The following is an 18,201-nucleotide window of genomic DNA, read 5'->3' as shown; positions in this document are numbered from 1 at the left end:
CGGAAGGAAGAACGATGAAGGTCTATTACGACGCCGATTGCGACATCAACCTGATCACCGAGAAGAAGGTCGCGATCCTCGGTTACGGCAGCCAGGGTCACGCCCATGCCCAGAACCTGCGCGACTCGGGCGTCAAGGACGTTGCGATCGCCCTGCGTGACGGTTCGGCCACCGCCAAGAAGGCCGAAGCCGCAGGCTTCAAGGTGCTGTCGAACAAGGACGCCGCCGCCTGGGCCGACGTCATCATGATCCTCGCTCCCGACGAGCATCAGGCCGCGATCTACGCCGCCGACATCCATGAGAACCTCAAGCCCGGCGCAGCGCTCGCCTTCGCTCACGGCCTCAACGTCCACTTCGGCCTGATCGAGCCGCGCTCCGACATCGACGTGTTCCTGATCGCGCCCAAGGGCCCGGGCCACACCGTCCGCTCCGAGTACCAGCGCGGCGGCGGCGTGCCCTGCCTCATCGCGATCCACCAGGACGTGACCGGCAACGCGCAGGACGTCGCCCTCGCCTATGCTTCGGCAGTCGGTGGCGGTCGTTCGGGCATCATCGAAACCAACTTCCGCGAGGAATGCGAAACCGACCTGTTCGGTGAGCAGGCCGTGCTGTGCGGCGGCGCCACCGCACTCGTCCAGGCCGGTTTCGAGACGCTGGTCGAGGCCGGCTACGCTCCCGAGATGGCCTACTTCGAGTGCCTCCACGAGCTGAAGCTGATCGTCGACCTCATGTACGAGGGCGGCATCGCCAACATGCGCTACTCGATCTCGAACACCGCCGAATACGGTGACATCACGATCGGTCCGCGCATCATCACCGAAGAGACCAAGAAGGAAATGAAGCGCGTGCTCGACGACATCCAGTCGGGTCGCTTCGTCAAGGCCTTCGTCATGGACAACCGCGCCGGCCAGCCGGAGCTCAAGGCGGCCCGCAAGAACGCCCTGCGTCACCCGATCGAGGAAACCGGCGCAAAGCTGCGCGCCATGATGCCCTGGATCGGCGCCAACGCCCTGGTCGACAAGACCAAGAACTGATCTTCTAAGCGAGATCCTTGCGGCGGGCGGGCGGTCGAAAGACCGTCCGCCCGTTTTGCGTCGTGCCTCTATTTCCGCCGCCGGGTCGGTGCGTGGAAGTCCGGCGGCTTTCCAGCCACCCAGCGCACGAACCGCCCGATCTCCTCCACTTGCAGCAGTACCGCCGCCTCAGGCTTCATCCGCGCCAGCTGTGCGTTGCCGAGAGTCGCATGGATCGTGCGATGGCAGATCGGATGGAGCGGCACGGTCTCGCGCCCGCCCCGGCTCCTGGGCACCGGATGATGCCATTCCACCTTTCTTCCCAGTGGCCGGGCGCAGAGCCAGCAGGTCTTCGTATCGTCGTCCATGCGCCTCCACCCGATCCGGGGCATTAGTAAGTTATCAAAGTTTCAACCTTAACAGTGCCTTCATTCAGCACTGATCGCGCCCGATCGGGCAGCGTTTGAGGTTCACGGTTTCATGACGGCATTCGGTCGGCGTAGCGGTATTGGTGGGATGGGCCAGGGCGCCCGTCCGGCATTCGGCGTGGCAAAGCCGCTCAAGGGCGGCGCGGAAAAGGCGCCCGCGGTTCCCGGCGGCGCGCCGGTTCCCGGCGGCGCGCCGGTCCCCGGCGACCAGTTCCCGCCGATCCCCGGCGAGTCCCTCGCCCCTTCGCGCGACGATGCCATGTCTCGCCTTGCCGACCGCGCCAACGCGGTCCACGCGGAGTCCGAGCAGAACGGCTTCGAAGCCTCGATCCACAAGATCAAGGAACAAGTGCTCCCCCGCCTGCTGGAGCGCGTCGATCCCGAGGCCGCCGCCACGCTCACCAAGGATGAGCTGTCCGAAGAGTTCCGCCCCATCATCATGGAGGTTCTCGCCGAGCTCAAGATCACCTTCAACCGCCGCGAGCAGTTCGCGCTGGAGAAGGTGCTGATCGACGAACTGCTCGGCTTCGGTCCGCTCGAAGAGCTGCTGAACGACCCCGACATCTCCGACATCATGGTCAACGGCCCGAACCAGACCTACATCGAAAAGAAGGGCCGCCTCCAACTCGCGCCGACCAAGTTCCGCGACGAGCAGCACCTGTTCCAGATCGCCCAGCGCATCGTCAACCAGGTCGGCCGCCGCGTCGACCAGACCACGCCGCTGGCCGACGCCCGCCTCAAGGACGGCAGCCGCGTCAACGTGATCGTGCCCCCGCTGTCACTGCGCGGCACCGCCATCTCGATCCGTAAGTTCTCCGAGAAGCCGATCACCATCGACATGCTCAAGGACTTCGGTTCGATGAGCGACAAGATGGCCACCGCGCTCAAGATCGCCGGTGCCTGCCGCATGAACATCGTCATCTCGGGCGGCACCGGCTCGGGCAAGACGACCATGCTCAACGCCCTGTCGAAGATGATCGACCCCGGCGAGCGCGTGCTGACCATCGAGGACGCGGCCGAACTCCGCCTCCAGCAGCCGCACTGGCTGCCGCTCGAAACCCGCCCACCGAACCTCGAAGGCCAGGGCGCGATCACCATCGGTGACCTCGTCAAAAACGCCCTGCGTATGCGCCCGGACCGCATCATCCTGGGCGAAATCCGTGGCGCCGAGTGCTTCGACCTGCTCGCCGCCATGAACACCGGTCACGACGGCTCCATGTGTACGCTCCACGCCAACAGCCCGCGCGAGTGCCTCGGCCGTATGGAGAACATGATCCTGATGGGCGACATCAAGATCCCCAAGGAAGCCATCAGCCGCCAGATCGCCGAGTCGGTCGATCTCATCGTGCAGGTGAAGCGCCTGCGCGACGGTTCGCGCCGCACAACCAACATCACCGAAGTGATCGGCATGGAAGGCGACGTCATCGTCACGCAGGAGCTGTTCAAGTTCGAGTATCTCGACGAGACCGACGACGGCAAGATCCTCGGCGAGTTCCGCCCCTCCGGCCTGCGTCCCTATACTCTGGAAAAGGCGCGTCAGTTCGGCTTCGATCAGGCCTATCTGGAAGCGTGCCTCTGAGGGGGCAGCACGCTTTTCAGTTGAAGCAGCAGCCGACCGAACCGCAGGGCCCTCGGCATCGCGCCGGGGCTTCCTGCGCCGCGACCGCGCGAACTGGCCCCACAGCGAAATAAGCGCGCGATTGTCGAGGTTTACGTCAAGACCGACGTATTCCCGCCGGAAGATCCTCGGCTTGAGAAGCCCGACGCGGACACGCTGCACGCGCTCCTCGGGCGTGACCTTCCGCCGGACCTTCGCTTTCCTGCCGACGCACCGGTCCCACGCCGCCGCGAAACCGCCCGCTCCGGGACGACGGCGCAGGCGATAGGCCGTCTCCCGCGAGCGCCCGACCATGCGCGCGGCAAGCTCCACGGAGTTGCCCTGCGCCAGACCGGCCAGAAAACGCGCCTGCCGTTCCGGCGTCCACCCGTCGCTGCGCGTCCGCAACGGGACCGGGGTGAAAGCGGGCACGCGGACATGACCGGTGTTGCGGGGCAGATGAGCTGGCATCCGCGATGTTAGACGCGAATCCCGCCCTGTAGGAAAGCATGCCTTGCCAGCGCCGTGTTGCCGCTCGGGCAGCCGCGCTCTAACCCTGCACCGATGAGCTATCTCTACCTTGGCATCGCCATCGTCGCCGAAGTGATCGCGACCTCGTTCCTGCGCCAGTCGGCCGGGTTCACGCGACTGGTACCGACCCTTGTCATGGCGACGGGATATGGCGTGGCCTTCTACTGCCTGTCGCTTGCGCTGCGCGATATTCCGACCGGCATTGCCTATGCGATCTGGTCTGGCGTCGGCATCGTTCTCATCGCGCTGATCGCGTGGATCGTGCAGGGGCAGCGGCTCGACGCCCCTGCGATGGCAGGCATCGGCCTCATCATGGCCGGGGTTCTGGTGATGAACCTGTTCTCGAAGACCACCGGCCACTAACGGGCAGGACGACGCGAGGCACCGTCCCGCACCCGGATCAGTTCGCCTGCTTCTCGAACGCGGCGGTGATCGCGATCTGCGTCTCGTCGCTGACCAGCGGCGCGTACTTGCTGACGCCGAACTCGGTGCGCCTGATCGTGCCAACGGCGTTGAAGCCCAGCGTGTAGGCCTTGTTCATCGGGTTGACGTTGGCAGCCTTGAAGGTCGCCTTCAGCGTCACCGGCTTGGTCACACCATGGAACGTCAGGTTGCCGGAAATGTCGGCGGTTCGCGCGCCGGTCTTCACCACCTTGGTCGAGACGAAGCGCATTTCCGGATACTGCGCCGCGTCGAACCACTCGGCGCTGACCAATTCCTCGTCGAGCACCTTGTTCGTCGTCGAGACGCTCGCCACCGGCACCGAGACGTCCAACTTCGCCGCGCCGAGGTTCTTCGGATCGAGCGAAAGCGTGCCCTTGGCGCCCGGCAGCGTGCCGAAGAACTCGCTGATGCCGAAGTGGTCGACGGTGAAGCGCACCAGCGTGTGCGAACTGTCGAGCGCGTAGTTCCCGGCCTGGACCGCAGCGGCATTGGTGTCCGCCTGCTGGGCGACGATCGGCGCGGCGACAAGGACGGAAGCGGCAGCGAAGGCCGACATGAGGATGCGATTCATCGAGGACTCCGAATGGGTTGCGAGGAGGATTTCACTCGCCCTCCCGTTTCCATTCGTGGCGGAAATCGGCCACTCGGATAATGTCGATGCACTTGTTCGGGTTTTTCGAACATTGGGCCGCGCGGCGCTTGTTCGAATTTATCGAAAGGCTGGCTACCGGCCGTAGCCCCCCTTCTCGTCATTGCGAGCGGAGCGAAGCAATCCAGCGGCCTACCCTCCCGCTGGATTGCTTCGCTACGCTCGCAATGACGAAGTTATGGTGCTGAAACGGCGGAGAGCGCCCCTACCCCGCCAGCCACTCCCGCGCCGACAATCCCAGCAGCAGCACCGCCACCATCAGCGCGAAGAAGAAGATCGTCGTCCACGGCATGAAGCCGACCCGGTCGATGTGCCTGCGGCGATGGCGGCGGTGATCCCCCACCCACGCCACCAGCGCCAGTACGGCGGCCAGACTTCCGCAAATCACCATCAGTCGGAGAGAATCGTCCATGCCATGCCTTGCCCTCGGGCGAGGCGGAGTTAAAGCGCCGTCTCGTGAACGCTGCCGCAAAGCCTCCCCGCGCCGACCGCCCGATGCTCGCCATCGCCCTTCGCCTCATGGCCATGGTGATGCTCTCGACGATGTTCATGCTGGTGAAGGTCGCGGGAGAGGCGGGCGTATCGCTGCCGGAACTGGTGTTCTGGCGGCAGGCGATGGCGGTGCCGATCATCCTCGGCTGGCTGGCGGCGACCGGCAACCTCGGCCTGCTGCGCACCCGCCGCATGGGCAGTCATGCAATGCGTGCGACGACGGGGACGCTCGGCCTGTGCTGCAACATCGGCGCGGCCACCCTGCTGCCGCTGCCGGTGGGCACGACGCTGGGCTTCACGACGCCGCTGTTCGCCGTGCTCATCACCGCGCTCGTCCTGCGCGAGAAGGTCGGGCCGTGGCGCTTGACCGCAGTGGTGCTGGGCTTCATCGGCGTGCTGGTCATCGCGCAACCCGGCAGCGCCCCCGTCCCGCCGCTCGGCCTCGCGGCGGGCCTCGGCGCGGGGCTGATCGTCGCCATCGTCAGCTTCCAGATCCGCGACCTCTCCCGCACCGAAGCGCCGATATCGTGCGTGTTCTGGTTTGCGTTCTACGGCGCACTGATGACCGCCGTGGTCCTGCCGTTCTACGCCACCTCGCACGGGACATACGAGTGGCTCCTGCTTCTCGGCATCGGCCTCGCCGGAACGCTAGCGCAGTTCCTCATCACCTCGGCCCTGCGCTTCGGGCAGGTGGCAACCGTCGTGGTGATGGACTACACCGCATTGATCTGGGCGACGCTCTACGGCTGGACGATCTGGGGCCACGTTCCTTCCGCCGCGATGTGGCTGGGCGCGCCGATCATCGTTGCGGCGGGCCTCATCATCACCTCGCGCGAGCATTTCCTCGCCCGCCGCGTCTCGCCGACCTCGGCCATCGACGAAGGCGCTACGGAAGAGGCTGGAACCTGACCTGACCTTGCGTGTTCAGACCCGTGCGCGGCATGAGGACCACCCCGCCGCACCGAAAAAAGGAACACGAAGATGGTCAAGAAACTCGTTCTCGCCCTGGTCGCCGGCGGCATCGTTTTCTCCGCTGCAGCCTGCAACACCGTCAAGGGTGCGGGTCGCGACGTCGAGTCGGTCGGCCAGGCCGGACAGGATGCGATCAACTGATCGCGTTCGACTGACGGATTGACGGGCAGGCCCCAACGCCACCGACCGGGGCCTGCCTGCCATCTTTCCCGGCATCGAAACTTGGGCTAGTCCGACAGGACGAACCAAGGACCAAGCATTCGATGACCAGGAAGATTCTCGCCGCCATGATCCTGAGCGGCGTGCTTTTCACCGCCACGGCCTGCAACACCGTGAAGGGCCTCGGCCGCGACATCGAGTCAGTCGGCCAGGCGGGATCCAACGCTATAAATTGATCGCGACGCCTCAGGCGTCGAAGACGTGATTGGCCACCATGGTCCGCGCGCGCAGCCAAAGGACAAGGCGCAGCGCCACGACCATGCCGAGCGCGAAGCCCAGCGTGGCGTCCATCACCAGCAGCGCATTGCCCGCCGGATGACCTGAGCCCTGCATCCCGCCGGACGGCAGGACGAAGCGGCGGGCGATGAAGACCGCGACGATCAGCAGGATCGCCAGCGGCGACTGGCGCATCATCACGCGCGCCTTGCTGCCCTCACCCTCGATATGCAGGTGCATCAGCCGCGCCCGCTGCGCGCCGATGGCCCCGCCGACGACGACACCCGCCGCCGCGCAGAGCCAACCGAGGCCGCTCGGGGGCATGCCGTAGAACGCCAGCGCGACCGCCGCCGTCACGAACAGCGGCATGATCCACAACAGGGGAAGGCGAAGCGGCCGGGCCTTCTTCATCCGCATCATGCGCAGCGCCATGATGCCGACGAAAATCGCCAGCGGCAGATACGTCGCCATGGACCGTCCACCTTCCCCCATCTGTATCAGCTTCCCCCGATCTCGCTGAGCGAGGGCGTGCCCGGAACGCCCGGTTCGCCCTGCCACACCAGCACAGGCTTGCGTGCGGCGAGGGTTTCGTCAAGGCGCCTGCGCGGCGCGAAGTGCGGCGCGGAGTGCAGGCTCTCGTCACCGGCCTTCGCACGCTCGGCCAGCGAACGCAGCGAGGCGATGAAGCGGTCGAGGCCCGCCTTGCTCTCGGTCTCGGTCGGCTCGACCAGCATCGCGCCCTTCACCACGAGCGGGAAGTAGACCGTCATCGGGTGGAAGCCCTCGTCGATCAGGCCCTTGGCGATGTCGAGCGTCGAGAAGCCCTCGGCCAGCCCGGCGTCGCTGAACAGCGCTTCGTGCATGCACGGGCCGCTGTCCGCGAACGGAGCGGGCAGCAGGTCTTCGCACGAACGCAGCACGTAGTTCGCGTTGAGCACCGCGTCCTCCGCCACCTGGCGCAGACCGTCGGCGCCGTGGCTGAGGATGTAGGTCAGCGCACGAGTGAACATGCCCATCTGGCCATGGAAGGCGACCATGCGGCCGAACGCCTGCGCGTGGCCCTCACCCATGTTCTCCTCCTCGACGAGGTGGATCGAACCGTCGGCGCCGCGCGTGACGAAGGGCAGCGGCGCGAAGGGCGCCAGCGCTTCGGACAGCACGACCGGACCGGCACCGGGACCGCCACCGCCGTGCGGGGTGGAGAAGGTCTTGTGCAGGTTGATGTGCATGGCATCGACGCCGAGGTCGCCCGGGCGCACCTTGCCGACGATGGCATTGAAGTTCGCGCCGTCGCAATAGACGTAGCCGCCCGCCGCGTGGACCGCATCGGCGATCTCGCGCATGTCGGGCTCGAACAGGCCGCAGGTGTTCGGGTTGGTGATCATCACGCCCGCGACGTTGGGGCCAAGCTTGGCCTTGAGCGCCGCCACGTCCACGCGGCCCGCCGGGGTCGCGGGGATCGATTCCACCTTGAAGCCCGCGAAAGCGGCAGTGGCAGGGTTGGTGCCGTGGGCGCTCTCGGGCACCAGCACGACGTCGCGCGTCTCGCCGCGTGCATCCAGAGCGGCGCGGATGCAGAGGAGGCCGCACAGCTCGCCATGGGCACCCGCCTTCGGGCTCATCGCTACCGAGGCCATGCCGGTCAGCGTGATGAGCCAGTCGGCCAGTTGCTCGATGACTTCCAGCGCGCCCTGCACCGTCGTCTGCGGCTGCATCGGGTGCACGTCCGCAAAGCCCGGCAGGCGGGCCATCTTCTCGTTCAGGCGCGGGTTGTGCTTCATCGTGCACGAGCCGAGCGGGAACGGCCCGAGGTCGATCGCGTAGTTCTGGCGCGACAGCCGGGTGTAGTGGCGCACGGTTTCCGGCTCGGTCAGGCCCGGCAGCGCGGGCGCGGACTTGCGCAGGAACTTGCCGAGACCGGCGGCGGGAGCGCGTTCGGCTTCGTCGATATCGACGCCGCACTTGTCGGCGCTGCCCAGCTCGAAGCTGAGAGCCTCTTCCAACATCAGGCCATAATCGCCTGACGACGTTGCGAATTTTGCTTCTGAAGCCTCGCCCATGGAGGGGCGCCAGCCGGATGCGTTGGGGGCGTTCATGCGCTCGCTCCTGCAAGAACGGCTTCCAGCGCGGTGGCGAAAGCCTCGATGTCTTCGTCGGTGGTGGTTTCGGTCGCGGCGACCAGCAGGCCGTTGTGCAGGCCGTCGGCCACCGGGAACAGGCGGCCCAGTGACACGCCGCCGAGCACCTGACGGTCGGCCAGTTCGCGCACGACTTCGCGGGCGTCGCGCGGCAGGATAACCGTCGCTTCGTTGAAGTAGGCGTTGTTGAGGATCGACACACCCGGCACCTTGGCGAGACGCTCGAAGGTCGCCTGCGCCTTGGCGTGGTTCACCGCTGCCAGACGGGCAAGGCCTTCACCGCCCAGAAGGGTAAGGTGAATACTGAAGGCCAGCGCGCAAAGACCTGAATTGGTGCAGATATTGCTCGTCGCCTTCTCGCGACGGATATGCTGCTCGCGGGTCGAGAGCGTCAGCACGAAGCCGCGCTTGCCCTCGGCATCGACGGTCTGGCCGCAGAGGCGACCCGGCATCTGGCGCACGAACTTCTCGCGGCAGCCGAACAGGCCAAGGTAAGGCCCGCCAAACTGGAGTCCGACGCCCAGCGACTGGCCTTCACCGACGACGATGTCCGCGCCCAGCGCGCCCGGCGCTTCGATCAGGCCCAGCGCCACCGGCTCGGTGACGACGGCGATGACCAGCGCGCCCACAGCGTGTGCGGCTTCCGAGATCGCGGCGAGATCCGGGATGCGGCCCAGAACGTCAGGGTACTGAACGACGACGCACGAGGTCTTGTCGTCGATGGCGGCGATCACGGCGGCATCATCGGGATCGGCGGTCAGTTCGGGGGCGAGGCTGACGATGTCGTCCTTGGTGAACTTCGCCATGGTCCGCACGACTTCGCCGTAGTGCGGGTGCAGGCCGCCCGAGAGCACCGCGCGGCCCTTGCGGGTTACGCGCGCGGCCATCAGGATCGCTTCCCAGCACGCGGTCGAGCCGTCGTACATCGAGGCATTGGCGATGTCGGTGCCGAACAGGCGCGCCACCTGCGTCTGGAACTCGAACAGCACCTGCAGCGTGCCCTGCGCGATTTCCGGCTGGTACGGCGTGTAGGCGGTCAGGAACTCGCCACGCTGGATCAGGTGATCGACCGAAGCGGGGACATGGTGGCGATAGGCGCCCGCGCCGATGAAGAACGGCGCCGAACCGGCGCTCAGGTTCTTCGCGGCAAGCGCGGACATGTGGCGCTCGACGGCCATTTCGCTGGCGTGAGGGGCGAGGCCCTCGATCGGACCGGCAAGGCGGGCCTCGGCGGGCACGTCGATGAACAGATCATCGACGGTGGCGGCGCCGATCGTCTCCAGCATGGAGGCGCGGTCGGCCGGGGTCAGGGGAAGGTAGCGCATGAGGGGCGGGTTCCTGGGTCTTTTCTGGTTCCTCTCCGAGCTTGCTCGGGGAGGTGGCGCCGCCAAAGGCGGTGACGGAGGGGGAGCGGCTGGGCAAATCCCCCTCCACCACCCGCTTCGCGGGCGGTCCCCCTCCCCGAGACAAGCTCGGGGAGGAATTGGGCTCAGAGGCTGTCGACGAAGGCCTTGTACGCGGTCTCGTCCATCAGCGCGCCGAGTTCGGCGGCGTCGGAGAGGGTCACGCGGAACAGCCAGCCGCCGGTTTCGGCTTCGGTGTTCACCAGCTCAGGCTGGTCGGCGAGAGCGGCGTTCACTTCGGCGATGGTGCCCGAGACCGGGGTGTAGACGTCCGACGCGGCCTTGACCGAGTCGACGACCGATACGGAATCGCCCTTGCCGACGGTGCTGCCCTCGGCAGGCAGGTCGACGAAGGTGATGTCGCCAAGCTGGCCCTGGGCGTAGTCGGTGATGCCGACGGTGCCGAGGTCGCCTTCGACTTCGATCCACTCATGGTCTTCGGAGAAATAGCGGGTCATGGGATAGCTCCTCAGCGGTAATAGCGGTGGGGGACGAAGGGCATCGGCACGACGGTCGCGTCGAGCTTCTTGCCCCGCATCTCGATGGTAAGCGCGGTGCCCTCTGCAGTGAGGGCGGTATCGACGTAGGCCATGACGATGGGGTTCTGCAGCGACGGCGAGAAACCACCCGAAGTCACGACGCCAACTTCCTGATCTCCAAGAAGAACTTTCGCGCCTTCACGAGCGGCCATGCGGCCTTCGAGCACGAGGCCGATGCGGCGGCGGGCAGTGCCCTCGGCGAAGTCATTCAGCACGCGGTCGGCGCCGGGGAAGCCGCCTTCGGTGCGGCGGCGCTTGTTGACGGCGAACTTGAGGTCGGCGTCGATCACGCTGGTTTCGGGCGAAAGATCGTGGCCGTAAAGCGGGAGGCCCGCTTCCAGACGCAGCGAATCCCGCGCGCCGAGGCCGATGGGCTTCACTTCCGGCTCGCCGCAAAGCAGGTCGGCGACATGTGCCGCGGACTCGCCCGGGATGGCGATCTCGAAACCGTCCTCGCCGGTGTAGCCCGAACGGCTGATCCAGGCATCGACGCCGCCAAGCTTGTAGGCCGCGCCCTTCATGAACCGGAGGTCGGACAGCGGGATCTCGCCCTCGACGTGACGCTCCAGCGCGGCGAAGGCCTTCGGCCCCTGCAACGCCAGCAGCGCGCTCTCGTCGAGGTGGTTGAGAGTGACATCGTCAGGCAGCAGCTCGCGCAGGGTGCCGATGTCGTCCCACTTGGTCGCGCCGTTGACGACGAGGTAGAAGCCGGTCGCCCAGCGCGTGACCATCAGGTCGTCGAGGATGCCGCCGTTCTCGTCCAGCAGCAGCGAATAGCGCGGGGCGCCGTTCTTCAGCGTGGCTAGGTCGATCGGCAGCGCGGCTTCCACCGCGGCTTCGAGAGCCGGGGTCACGCCCTCCTCGCTGGAGATGTAGACCTGCCCCATGTGGCTGACGTCGAACAGGCCCGCGCTCTCGCGCGTCCACAGGTGCTCGGCCATGATGCCCTCATACTGGACGGGCATGTAGTAGCCGGCGAACTCGACCATGCGGCCGCCCTTCGCGCGATGCCACGCATCGAGCGGCAGGGTCAGCGTCTCGATCTCTTCGACGCCATCTTCTTCGGAAACAGGAAATTCGCTCAAGACACGACTCCGCGAGCAGACATGGTACACCAATCCGGTGCCCCCTCTGTCACGGAAACCTGAGAGCTTCCCCCGCGTCATCCCCAATGGGACGGGCCGGGTTACACCGTCGGCGGCCTTGCACGCATGACGCACAAGGCACTTTCCAGAGGCTCGCTGTCGACGCTGCGCGGTCCTTTTGCCTGAGAGATTCCGGGGCGGTTGCTCCTTCGGCGCCGTTCCGAAACAGCCGGGGCCGAATCAGTCAGGTCTCTCCCGCGCGTGTCAGCGAGTGGCCTGAGCCTTGGGTGAGGCTCCCGTGCAAGTCAACGCAAAGCTTCGGATATTCCCCGGCCCGCCCGTCGCAAGGCATCGTATTCATGCACGAAGCGGCCCTGCGCCTTTTCCTGCACGAGCCCGAGGATGGCGCGCGCCACGTCCTTCGCGTGGATCGACCGGAAGCGGCGCAGGCGGCCGTGGAGCGCGAGATGATCCAGCACCGGTGCGACGATCTGCCACGCCCCTTCCAACATGCGCCTTTCGGTACGCGGACCACGCAGCAGGCTGGGCCGCAAGATGTCGAGCCGCCGGAAACCGAGACGACCCAGCGCCTCCTCCGTCTCCCCCTTCACGCTCAGGTAGAAGCTGCGGCTAGCCCGGTCCGCCTCCACCGAGGAAACGACGATCATGTGCTCGATTCCCGCCGCGCGGGCCGCCTCGGCGGCGAAGCGGACGAGATCGTGGTCGACGGCGCGGAACTGTTCCTGGCTGCCCGCCGCCTTGATCGTGGTGCCCAGCGCGCAGACCAGCACGTCGGCCTGCGCCGCCTTGATGAGATGCGGCCAGTCGATCGGCTCGCCCACCAGCATCTCCATCCGCGCACCCGGAGGCAACACCGCCTCGCGCCGCCCGACGCCGATCACGCGCACGTCTTCGCGGCCCACGCACTCCGCCATCAGGGCGGAGCCGATCAGCCCGGTCGCGCCGACCAGGCAGATACGCCTGCACTGCTGGGCCATGGTCAGTCCCGGTCAGACATTGCTGAGACCCTCGGGCGTGCGGCCGTAGATCTCGGCATGACGGGCGATGGCGAAGCGGTCGGTCATCCCGGCGATGTAGTCGGCGATGTGGCGGCTGCGGGCGGGCTCGAAGCGGGGCATCGTGTCGATCCAGCTTTCCTCCATTAGCACCGTCTCCTGCGAGTAGGCGGAATAGAGTTCCGCCAGCACCGCCCGCGCGCGCTTCGCGGTCTCAAGCTGTTCGGGGTGGTAGTAGAGCTTGTCGTACATGAAGCGCTTGAAGGTGCGCTCCGCCTCGGCCATCTCCGGGGAGAACGCCACCAGCGCCCTGCCCGCGTTGCGCACTTCGTCCACGCTGCCGACGCCAACGAGGTTCGCCCGCGTATGCGCAACCAGATCGTTGACCATGACGCCGATCTGCCCGCGGATCAGTTCGGCCAACTGGCGGTCGAGCGGTACGCCGGGATAGCGCCTCTCCACCTCGTTCCAGCGCTCGACCACGAACGGGTGCGCAAGCAGTTCGTCGAGATCGAGGAACCCCGCGCGCAGGCCGTCGTCGATATCGTGGTTGTCGTAGGCGATATCGTCCGACAGCGCCGCAACCTGCGCCTCCAGCGAGGAATGGGTGCCGAGATCGAGATTGTAGGCTGCGTCGAGCTCCGCCAGCGCCCAGGTCGGCTCGGCCACCGGACCGTTGTGCTTGGCGAGGCCCTCCAGCGTCTCCCACGTCAGGTTGAGGCCGTCATGCTCGCAATAGGGGCTGTCGATGCGCATCAGCGTGCGCAGGGTATGGGCATTGTGGTCGAAGCCGCCCGCCTTATGCAGCGCCGCGTGCAACGCGTCCTCTCCGGCATGACCGAAGGGCGGGTGACCGATGTCGTGAGCGAGCGCCAGCGCCTCGGTCAGATCCTCGTCCAGCCCGAGGATACGCGCAATGACGCGGGCGATCTGCGCCACTTCCAGGCTGTGCGTCAGGCGCACGCGGTAATGGTCGCCGTCGGGCGCGATGAAGACCTGCGTCTTGTAGCGCAGGCGGCGGAACGCGATGGAATGGATGATCCGGTCCCGGTCGCGCTGGTACGGGCTGCGCGCACCGCGGGCGAGGCCGTTCTCGATCGGAAACTCGCGCCCGCGCGAACGGGCCGGGTCGGAAGCATAGGGAGCTAAGGTCAAGCGCGCGGTCTTTCGCGAGAGGCGACGAAGGGCTGGTTGGAAGCGTCCCTAGAGCATTTTCAAGTCAGGTGGAATCACCTGACGGCTCGGAAAATGCGGCACCAGACGATTATCAACGGGCGAGCCCAGTGCTGCACAGGAACAGCGAGGAGGCCGTCACCTTCACCACGCGCGGATCGTCGATCCGGTGCGCAGCCTCGACCATGCCCTCGGGCGTGTGCGCGGCATCCTGCAACGCCGTGAGCTTGCCGATCTGCTGGAGGGAGAGCTTGCGCACGAGGCGTTTGCCCATGCACTCCGCCGCCTTCTCGCTGAGCCCCGCATCGGCGAAGGCAGTGCGGACGCGGTACTCGGCATACCAGTGCGCACCGAACCATGTGACGATGCATAGGGCAGCGATGACGACGATGGTCTTCAGGAGGTGGATCATGTGCGGGGCATTACATCGGGCGGTGTCGAGCACAAACAGGTGAGTTTGCGGGCTCGGTTGGAGCGGCTAGCTTTTTGCCGCGCACCTTGCCCGGAGTCATTGAAAAGCTCCGGCTTTGCACAAGGTCAAGCTTTGGATGGATTACGGAACGACGGCTATCGAAACGGCACAAGCGAAAGCGGACCATCGAAGCGATGGAATTTCAACGTCGATCGAGGCTAAGTACCCATTCGCGTTGCGCCTCGGTATCTGGCACCTGCGTCCGACGCGCTATGCTGATCGCCGACAGCGCGGCTTCCGCACTGACACCACGACTGACCAAAACGGCGGCGGCGATGATCGAAGAGCGTCCAATGCCAGCGCGACAGTGAACGGCGACTGTCTTTCCCGAACTGGCAACCTCAGATGCAAAACGCCGCGCTTCGTTGAGGTCGCTTGGCACGCCGCGATCTTTGATGGGAAAGGAGACATACTCGATGCCCTTCTTCAGGCACAGAGGCGCTTCCGCTCGAAGATCGAGATCGTCGATCTCCTCCGCCTCAAGGAGGCTTACGACCATTTCGACGCCGGAGCGTTTCCAGTTTTCCACCTCATCTTCCAACCAATCCCCGGCGCGTGGTCGCGCCATGATTGCGAGTTTGGGTGGCGGGCCGACCTCGATCCAATATAATTCTGATAGCATCTTTTAAGATATCCAAATGGCAGGTTTAACGTAAAGGTGACGCGGCCTGGTTGACCGTAGAGGGGCGCGTCTCGACCGCCTGCAGTTTGCGTCAGGTACAGGTAGCTTCCGATTGCGCGCGGCATTCCAAAGAAGTCGAGAAAGTAGTTCAAGCAGAGGCGCGGAGGATCGGCGCTCGCGGTGAAGCCATGCTTGCTTTCAAAGGCTGCGGCTTACGCTCGGTCCAGTGACGGAATAACGCGGCGGATCAACGCAACACCTCTGCGTCTCCGCGCCTTTGCGTGAACCAATCTTTGTTCAACCGAACGACCATGCGGGGCGCAACCAGCCCCCTCGCATCAATCCGCCAGCGCCTTGTTGATGTCCTCCACCATCTTCTTGGCATCGGCGAGCAGCATCATCGTCTGGTCCATGTAGAACACGTCGTTGTCGACGCCCGCATAGCCCTGCCCGCCCATCGAGCGCTTGATGAAGAAGATTGTCTTGGCCTTGTCCACGTCGAACACGGGCATGCCGTAGATCGGGCTGGACTTGTCGGTCTTGGCGGCGGGGTTCACGACGTCGTTGGCGCCGATGATGAAGGCGACGTCGCACTGCGCGAATTCGCCGTTGATGTCCTCAAGCTCGAAGACCTCGTCATAGGGTACGTTGGCTTCGGCCAGCAGGACGTTCATGTGGCCCGGCATTCGGCCCGCGACCGGATGGATGGCATATTTCACCGAGACGCCATGCTTCTTCAGCTGGTCCGCCATCTCGCGCAGGACGTGCTGCGCCTGCGCCACCGCCATGCCGTAGCCGGGGATGATGATGACGTTCTCTGCCTCCTTCATGAGGAACGCGGCATCTTCGGCAGAGCCGCGCTTCCACGGGCGCTGTTCCTTTGCCTCGCCACCGCCCGCACCGACCTCGGCGCCGAAACCGCCGGCGATGACCGAGATGAAGCTGCGGTTCATCGCCTTGCACATGATGTAGGACAGGATCGCGCCGGATGAGCCGACCAGTGCCCCGGTCACGATCATCGCGGTGTTGTGCAGCGTGAAGCCCATCGCCGCCGCCGCCCAGCCCGAATAGCTGTTGAGCATCGAGACGACGACCGGCATGTCCGCTCCGCCGATCGGGATGATGAGCAGGAAGCCGATCACGAAGGCGAGGCCGACGAGCACCCAGAACAGCGGGTTCTCCCCCGGCCCGGCTGCGCCCGAATGCGCGAAGAGCGCCGTCAGGATCAGGATCGCGCCCAGGGTGCCGAGGTTGATGACATGGCGCGCGGGCAGCAGGATCGGCGCGCCGCTCATGTTGCCGTTGAGCTTGGCGAAGGCGATCACCGATCCCGAGAACGTGATCGCGCCGATCGCCGCGCCGAGCGCCATTTCCACCCGGCTGACCGGCAGGATCTGCCCGTTGCCACCAAGGATGCCGAACGCCTCCGGGTTGAGGAACGCCGCGACCGCCACCAGCACCGCCGCCAGCCCGACCAGTGAGTGGAACGCGGCGACAAGCTGCGGCATGTCGGTCATCTTGATGCGGCGGGCAATGACGAAACCGATGCCGCCACCCAGCGCGATGGCGACGAGTATCTCGGGCAGGCTGGCGATCTCGTGCGTGACGAGCGTTGTGGCTACGGCCACGCCCATACCGACCATGCCGTAGCGGTTGCCCGCCCGGCTCGTCGCGGGGGACGACAGCCCCCTAAGCGCCAGGATGAAGCAGATGCCCGCGATGAGATAAGCGACGGCGACCCAAGGGGAGATCGCGTGCGCTTCCATCACTTGCGGTCCTTCTTCTTGTACATCGCCAGCATCCGTTCGGTGACGGCGAACCCGCCGAAGATGTTGACGCTCGCCAGCACGACGGCACCAAGGCCCAGCCACTTCGCCAGCGGCGATCCAGAAGCCGCGCTCGCCACCAGAGCGCCGACGACGATGACCGAGGATATGGCGTTCGTCACCGCCATCAGCGGCGTGTGCAGCGCGGGCGTGACCGACCACACCACGTAATAGCCCACGAAGCAGGCCAGCACGAAGATCGAGAGGATCGAGACGAAGTCCATGCCTAGCTGACCACCTCATTCAAGCGCGGATGCACAACGGCCCCGCCGCGCGTCAGGCGCACCGCATCGCCGATCTCCTCGTCGAGCACCGGCCCGCCCTGCTCCTTGTCCCAGAATGCCGAGACGAAGTTGTAGAGGTTGCGCGCATAGAGCGCCGAGGCGTCCGCAGGCAGGTGCGCGGGCGTGTTGGAATAGCCGATGATCCTGACGCCATGCCGCTCGACCACCTGATCGGGCACAGTGCCCTCGACGTTGCCGCCCTGCGGTGCCGCTAGGTCGAAGATGACGCTGCCGGGTTTCATCGAAGCGATCTGCGCGTCGGTAATGAGACGCGGCGCCGCGCGGCCGGGGATCAGCGCAGTCGTGATGACGATATCCTGCTTCGCAATGTGGCTCGACACCAGTTCGGCCTGTGCGCGCTGGTATTCCTCACTCATCTCGCCCGCGTATCCGCCGGAGCCTTCGCCTTCGATGCCCGCGACGCTCTCGACAAAGATGGGCTTGGCTCCAAGCGACTGGATCTGTTCGCGCGTCGCGGAGCGCACGTCGGTGGCCGAAACCTGCGCACCGAGACGCCGGGCAGTGGCGATGGCCTGCAGCCCGGCGACGCCCACGCCCATGACGAAGCATTTCGCCGCACTTACCGTGCCCGCCGCCGTCATCATCATCGGAAAGGCGCGGCCGTAGGCATCCGCAGCGGCGAGGACCGCCTTATAGCCGGCAAGGTTCGACTGGCTGGAGAGGACGTCCATCGACTGCGCGCGCGTGATGCGCGGCATGAACTCCATCGCGAGCGCCTCCAGCCCGGCGGCGGCATAGCGGTCGATCCGGTCGCGCCGGACGTAAGGATCGAGAATGCCGACAATCCACGCACTGGGAGCCACCGCGCCCAGTAGTGCCACGTCCGGCCCCTGCACTCCGAAGACGATCTGCGCCCCCGCCAGCACGGTTTCGACCGGACCGACCTCGGCCCCGGCGCCGCGATAATCCCCGTCGGAAATGCTGGCAGCAAGCCCCGCCCCGCTCTCGACCGCTACACTGGCGCCGAGAGCGATGAACTTGCGGACAGTCTCGGGCGTCGCCGAGACGCGGGTTTCGCCGGGATCGCGTTCCCTGAGGACCGCGATCCGCAGGCCTGCGGG

General features: G+C 66.0%; 21 protein-coding genes and 2 riboswitches. Of the genes, 6 read left to right on the top strand and 15 right to left on the bottom strand.

The window, feature by feature from the left end:
* Positions 1 to 14: 14 nt before the first annotated feature.
* The gene (gene ilvC, locus LO787_RS16775; protein WP_232492136.1) at positions 15 to 1,034 is read left to right on the top strand and encodes a ketol-acid reductoisomerase; all 1,020 of its coding nucleotides are present in this window, start codon (positions 15 to 17) and stop codon (positions 1,032 to 1,034) included.
* A 68-nt stretch (positions 1,035 to 1,102) separates the two neighbouring features.
* Here ilvC and LO787_RS16770 read toward each other — a convergent pair whose 3' ends face one another.
* Positions 1,103 to 1,381, bottom strand: coding sequence for an HNH endonuclease (locus LO787_RS16770; RefSeq protein ID WP_232492135.1), 279 nt, complete (start codon positions 1,379 to 1,381; stop codon positions 1,103 to 1,105).
* Positions 1,382 to 1,493: 112 nt separating this feature from the next.
* Here LO787_RS16770 and LO787_RS16765 point away from each other — a divergent pair, with 112 nt between their 5' ends.
* Both LO787_RS16765 and LO787_RS16760 read left to right on the top strand, forming a co-directional pair.
* Entirely contained in the window at positions 1,494 to 3,020 is a 1,527-nt protein-coding gene (locus tag LO787_RS16765) for a TadA family conjugal transfer-associated ATPase (protein ID WP_232492134.1), read from the top strand.
* Positions 3,021 to 3,602: 582 nt separating this feature from the next.
* Complete coding sequence (locus tag LO787_RS16760) at positions 3,603 to 3,932, top strand: DMT family transporter (RefSeq protein WP_232492133.1); 330 nt, start codon at positions 3,603 to 3,605, stop codon at positions 3,930 to 3,932.
* Positions 3,933 to 3,969: 37 nt separating this feature from the next.
* On the opposite strand, the gene LO787_RS16755 is transcribed toward LO787_RS16760, so the two are convergent.
* Positions 3,970 to 4,584 carry a YceI family protein gene (locus LO787_RS16755; RefSeq protein ID WP_232492132.1) on the bottom strand — a complete coding sequence of 205 codons (615 nt, stop codon included), beginning with the start codon at positions 4,582 to 4,584 and terminating at the stop codon, positions 3,970 to 3,972.
* A 283-nt stretch (positions 4,585 to 4,867) separates the two neighbouring features.
* Entirely contained in the window at positions 4,868 to 5,074 is a 207-nt protein-coding gene (locus tag LO787_RS16750) for a hypothetical protein (RefSeq protein ID WP_232492131.1), read from the bottom strand.
* 83 nt (positions 5,075 to 5,157) lie between these two features.
* Here LO787_RS16750 and LO787_RS16745 point away from each other — a divergent pair, with 83 nt between their 5' ends.
* The 3 genes from LO787_RS16745 to LO787_RS16735 all read left to right on the top strand — a co-directional run bounded on the left by LO787_RS16745 (position 5,158) and on the right by LO787_RS16735 (position 6,521).
* A complete protein-coding gene (locus LO787_RS16745) occupies positions 5,158 to 6,063 on the top strand; it encodes a DMT family transporter (protein ID WP_232496351.1) in 906 nt (301 codons plus the stop codon).
* Between the two features lie 72 nt (positions 6,064 to 6,135).
* Positions 6,136 to 6,267: an entericidin A/B family lipoprotein gene (locus LO787_RS16740; RefSeq protein ID WP_232492130.1), complete on the top strand. Its 132-nt coding sequence runs from the start codon at positions 6,136 to 6,138 to the stop codon at positions 6,265 to 6,267.
* A 122-nt stretch (positions 6,268 to 6,389) separates the two neighbouring features.
* Complete coding sequence (locus tag LO787_RS16735; protein ID WP_232492129.1) at positions 6,390 to 6,521, top strand: entericidin A/B family lipoprotein; 132 nt, start codon at positions 6,390 to 6,392, stop codon at positions 6,519 to 6,521.
* A 10-nt stretch (positions 6,522 to 6,531) separates the two neighbouring features.
* Here the strand turns inward: LO787_RS16735 and LO787_RS16730 are convergent, their stop codons facing one another.
* The 12 genes from LO787_RS16730 to LO787_RS16675 form a co-directional block, all read right to left on the bottom strand.
* Positions 6,532 to 7,032 carry a CcdC protein domain-containing protein gene (locus tag LO787_RS16730; protein WP_232492128.1) on the bottom strand — a complete coding sequence of 167 codons (501 nt, stop codon included), beginning with the start codon at positions 7,030 to 7,032 and terminating at the stop codon, positions 6,532 to 6,534.
* Between the two features lie 26 nt (positions 7,033 to 7,058).
* On the bottom strand, positions 7,059 to 8,657 hold the full coding sequence (gene gcvPB, locus LO787_RS16725; RefSeq protein ID WP_232492127.1) for an aminomethyl-transferring glycine dehydrogenase subunit GcvPB: 1,599 nt from the start codon (positions 8,655 to 8,657) through the stop codon (positions 7,059 to 7,061).
* Positions 8,654 to 10,024, bottom strand: a complete 1,371-nt coding sequence (gene gcvPA, locus LO787_RS16720) for an aminomethyl-transferring glycine dehydrogenase subunit GcvPA (RefSeq protein ID WP_232492126.1) — start codon at positions 10,022 to 10,024, stop codon at positions 8,654 to 8,656. The genes gcvPB and gcvPA overlap by 4 nt, the downstream gene beginning before the upstream one ends.
* 164 nt (positions 10,025 to 10,188) lie before the next feature.
* A complete protein-coding gene (gcvH, locus tag LO787_RS16715; protein WP_232492125.1) occupies positions 10,189 to 10,560 on the bottom strand; it encodes a glycine cleavage system protein GcvH in 372 nt (123 codons plus the stop codon).
* Between the two features lie 11 nt (positions 10,561 to 10,571).
* Positions 10,572 to 11,726, bottom strand: coding sequence for a glycine cleavage system aminomethyltransferase GcvT (gene gcvT, locus LO787_RS16710; RefSeq protein WP_232492124.1), 1,155 nt, complete (start codon positions 11,724 to 11,726; stop codon positions 10,572 to 10,574).
* Between the two features lie 36 nt (positions 11,727 to 11,762).
* A riboswitch (glycine riboswitch) is annotated at positions 11,763 to 11,885 on the bottom strand.
* 1 nt (position 11,886) lies between these two features.
* A riboswitch (glycine riboswitch) is annotated at positions 11,887 to 11,994 on the bottom strand.
* Positions 11,995 to 12,031: 37 nt separating this feature from the next.
* Positions 12,032 to 12,724 (bottom strand): NAD(P)H-binding protein, encoded by a 693-nt coding sequence (locus LO787_RS16705; protein ID WP_232492123.1) that lies wholly within the window; start codon positions 12,722 to 12,724, stop codon positions 12,032 to 12,034.
* A gap of 12 nt (positions 12,725 to 12,736) precedes the next feature.
* Positions 12,737 to 13,897 carry a deoxyguanosinetriphosphate triphosphohydrolase gene (locus tag LO787_RS16700; RefSeq protein ID WP_232492122.1) on the bottom strand — a complete coding sequence of 387 codons (1,161 nt, stop codon included), beginning with the start codon at positions 13,895 to 13,897 and terminating at the stop codon, positions 12,737 to 12,739.
* Positions 13,898 to 14,009: 112 nt separating this feature from the next.
* Entirely contained in the window at positions 14,010 to 14,327 is a 318-nt protein-coding gene (locus tag LO787_RS16695; RefSeq protein WP_232492121.1) for a hypothetical protein, read from the bottom strand.
* A 202-nt stretch (positions 14,328 to 14,529) separates the two neighbouring features.
* Positions 14,530 to 14,955: a protein-tyrosine phosphatase family protein gene (locus tag LO787_RS16690; protein ID WP_232492120.1), complete on the bottom strand. Its 426-nt coding sequence runs from the start codon at positions 14,953 to 14,955 to the stop codon at positions 14,530 to 14,532.
* Positions 14,956 to 15,347: 392 nt separating this feature from the next.
* A complete protein-coding gene (locus LO787_RS16685) occupies positions 15,348 to 16,775 on the bottom strand; it encodes an NAD(P)(+) transhydrogenase (Re/Si-specific) subunit beta (protein ID WP_232492119.1) in 1,428 nt (475 codons plus the stop codon).
* The gene (locus LO787_RS16680) at positions 16,775 to 17,059 is read right to left on the bottom strand and encodes an NAD(P) transhydrogenase subunit alpha part 2 (protein WP_232492118.1); all 285 of its coding nucleotides are present in this window, start codon (positions 17,057 to 17,059) and stop codon (positions 16,775 to 16,777) included. The genes LO787_RS16685 and LO787_RS16680 overlap by 1 nt, the downstream gene beginning before the upstream one ends.
* A 2-nt stretch (positions 17,060 to 17,061) precedes the next feature.
* A complete protein-coding gene (locus LO787_RS16675; RefSeq protein WP_232496350.1) occupies positions 17,062 to 18,192 on the bottom strand; it encodes an NAD(P) transhydrogenase subunit alpha in 1,131 nt (376 codons plus the stop codon).
* Positions 18,193 to 18,201 lie beyond the last annotated feature (9 nt).

Origin of the sequence: Novosphingobium kaempferiae (assembly GCF_021227995.1) — a bacterium.
Classification (GTDB): Bacteria; Pseudomonadota; Alphaproteobacteria; order Sphingomonadales; family Sphingomonadaceae; genus Novosphingobium; species Novosphingobium kaempferiae.
The sequence above is the reverse complement of the archived record's forward strand: the minus strand, read 5'-3'. Positions and strand labels throughout refer to the sequence as shown.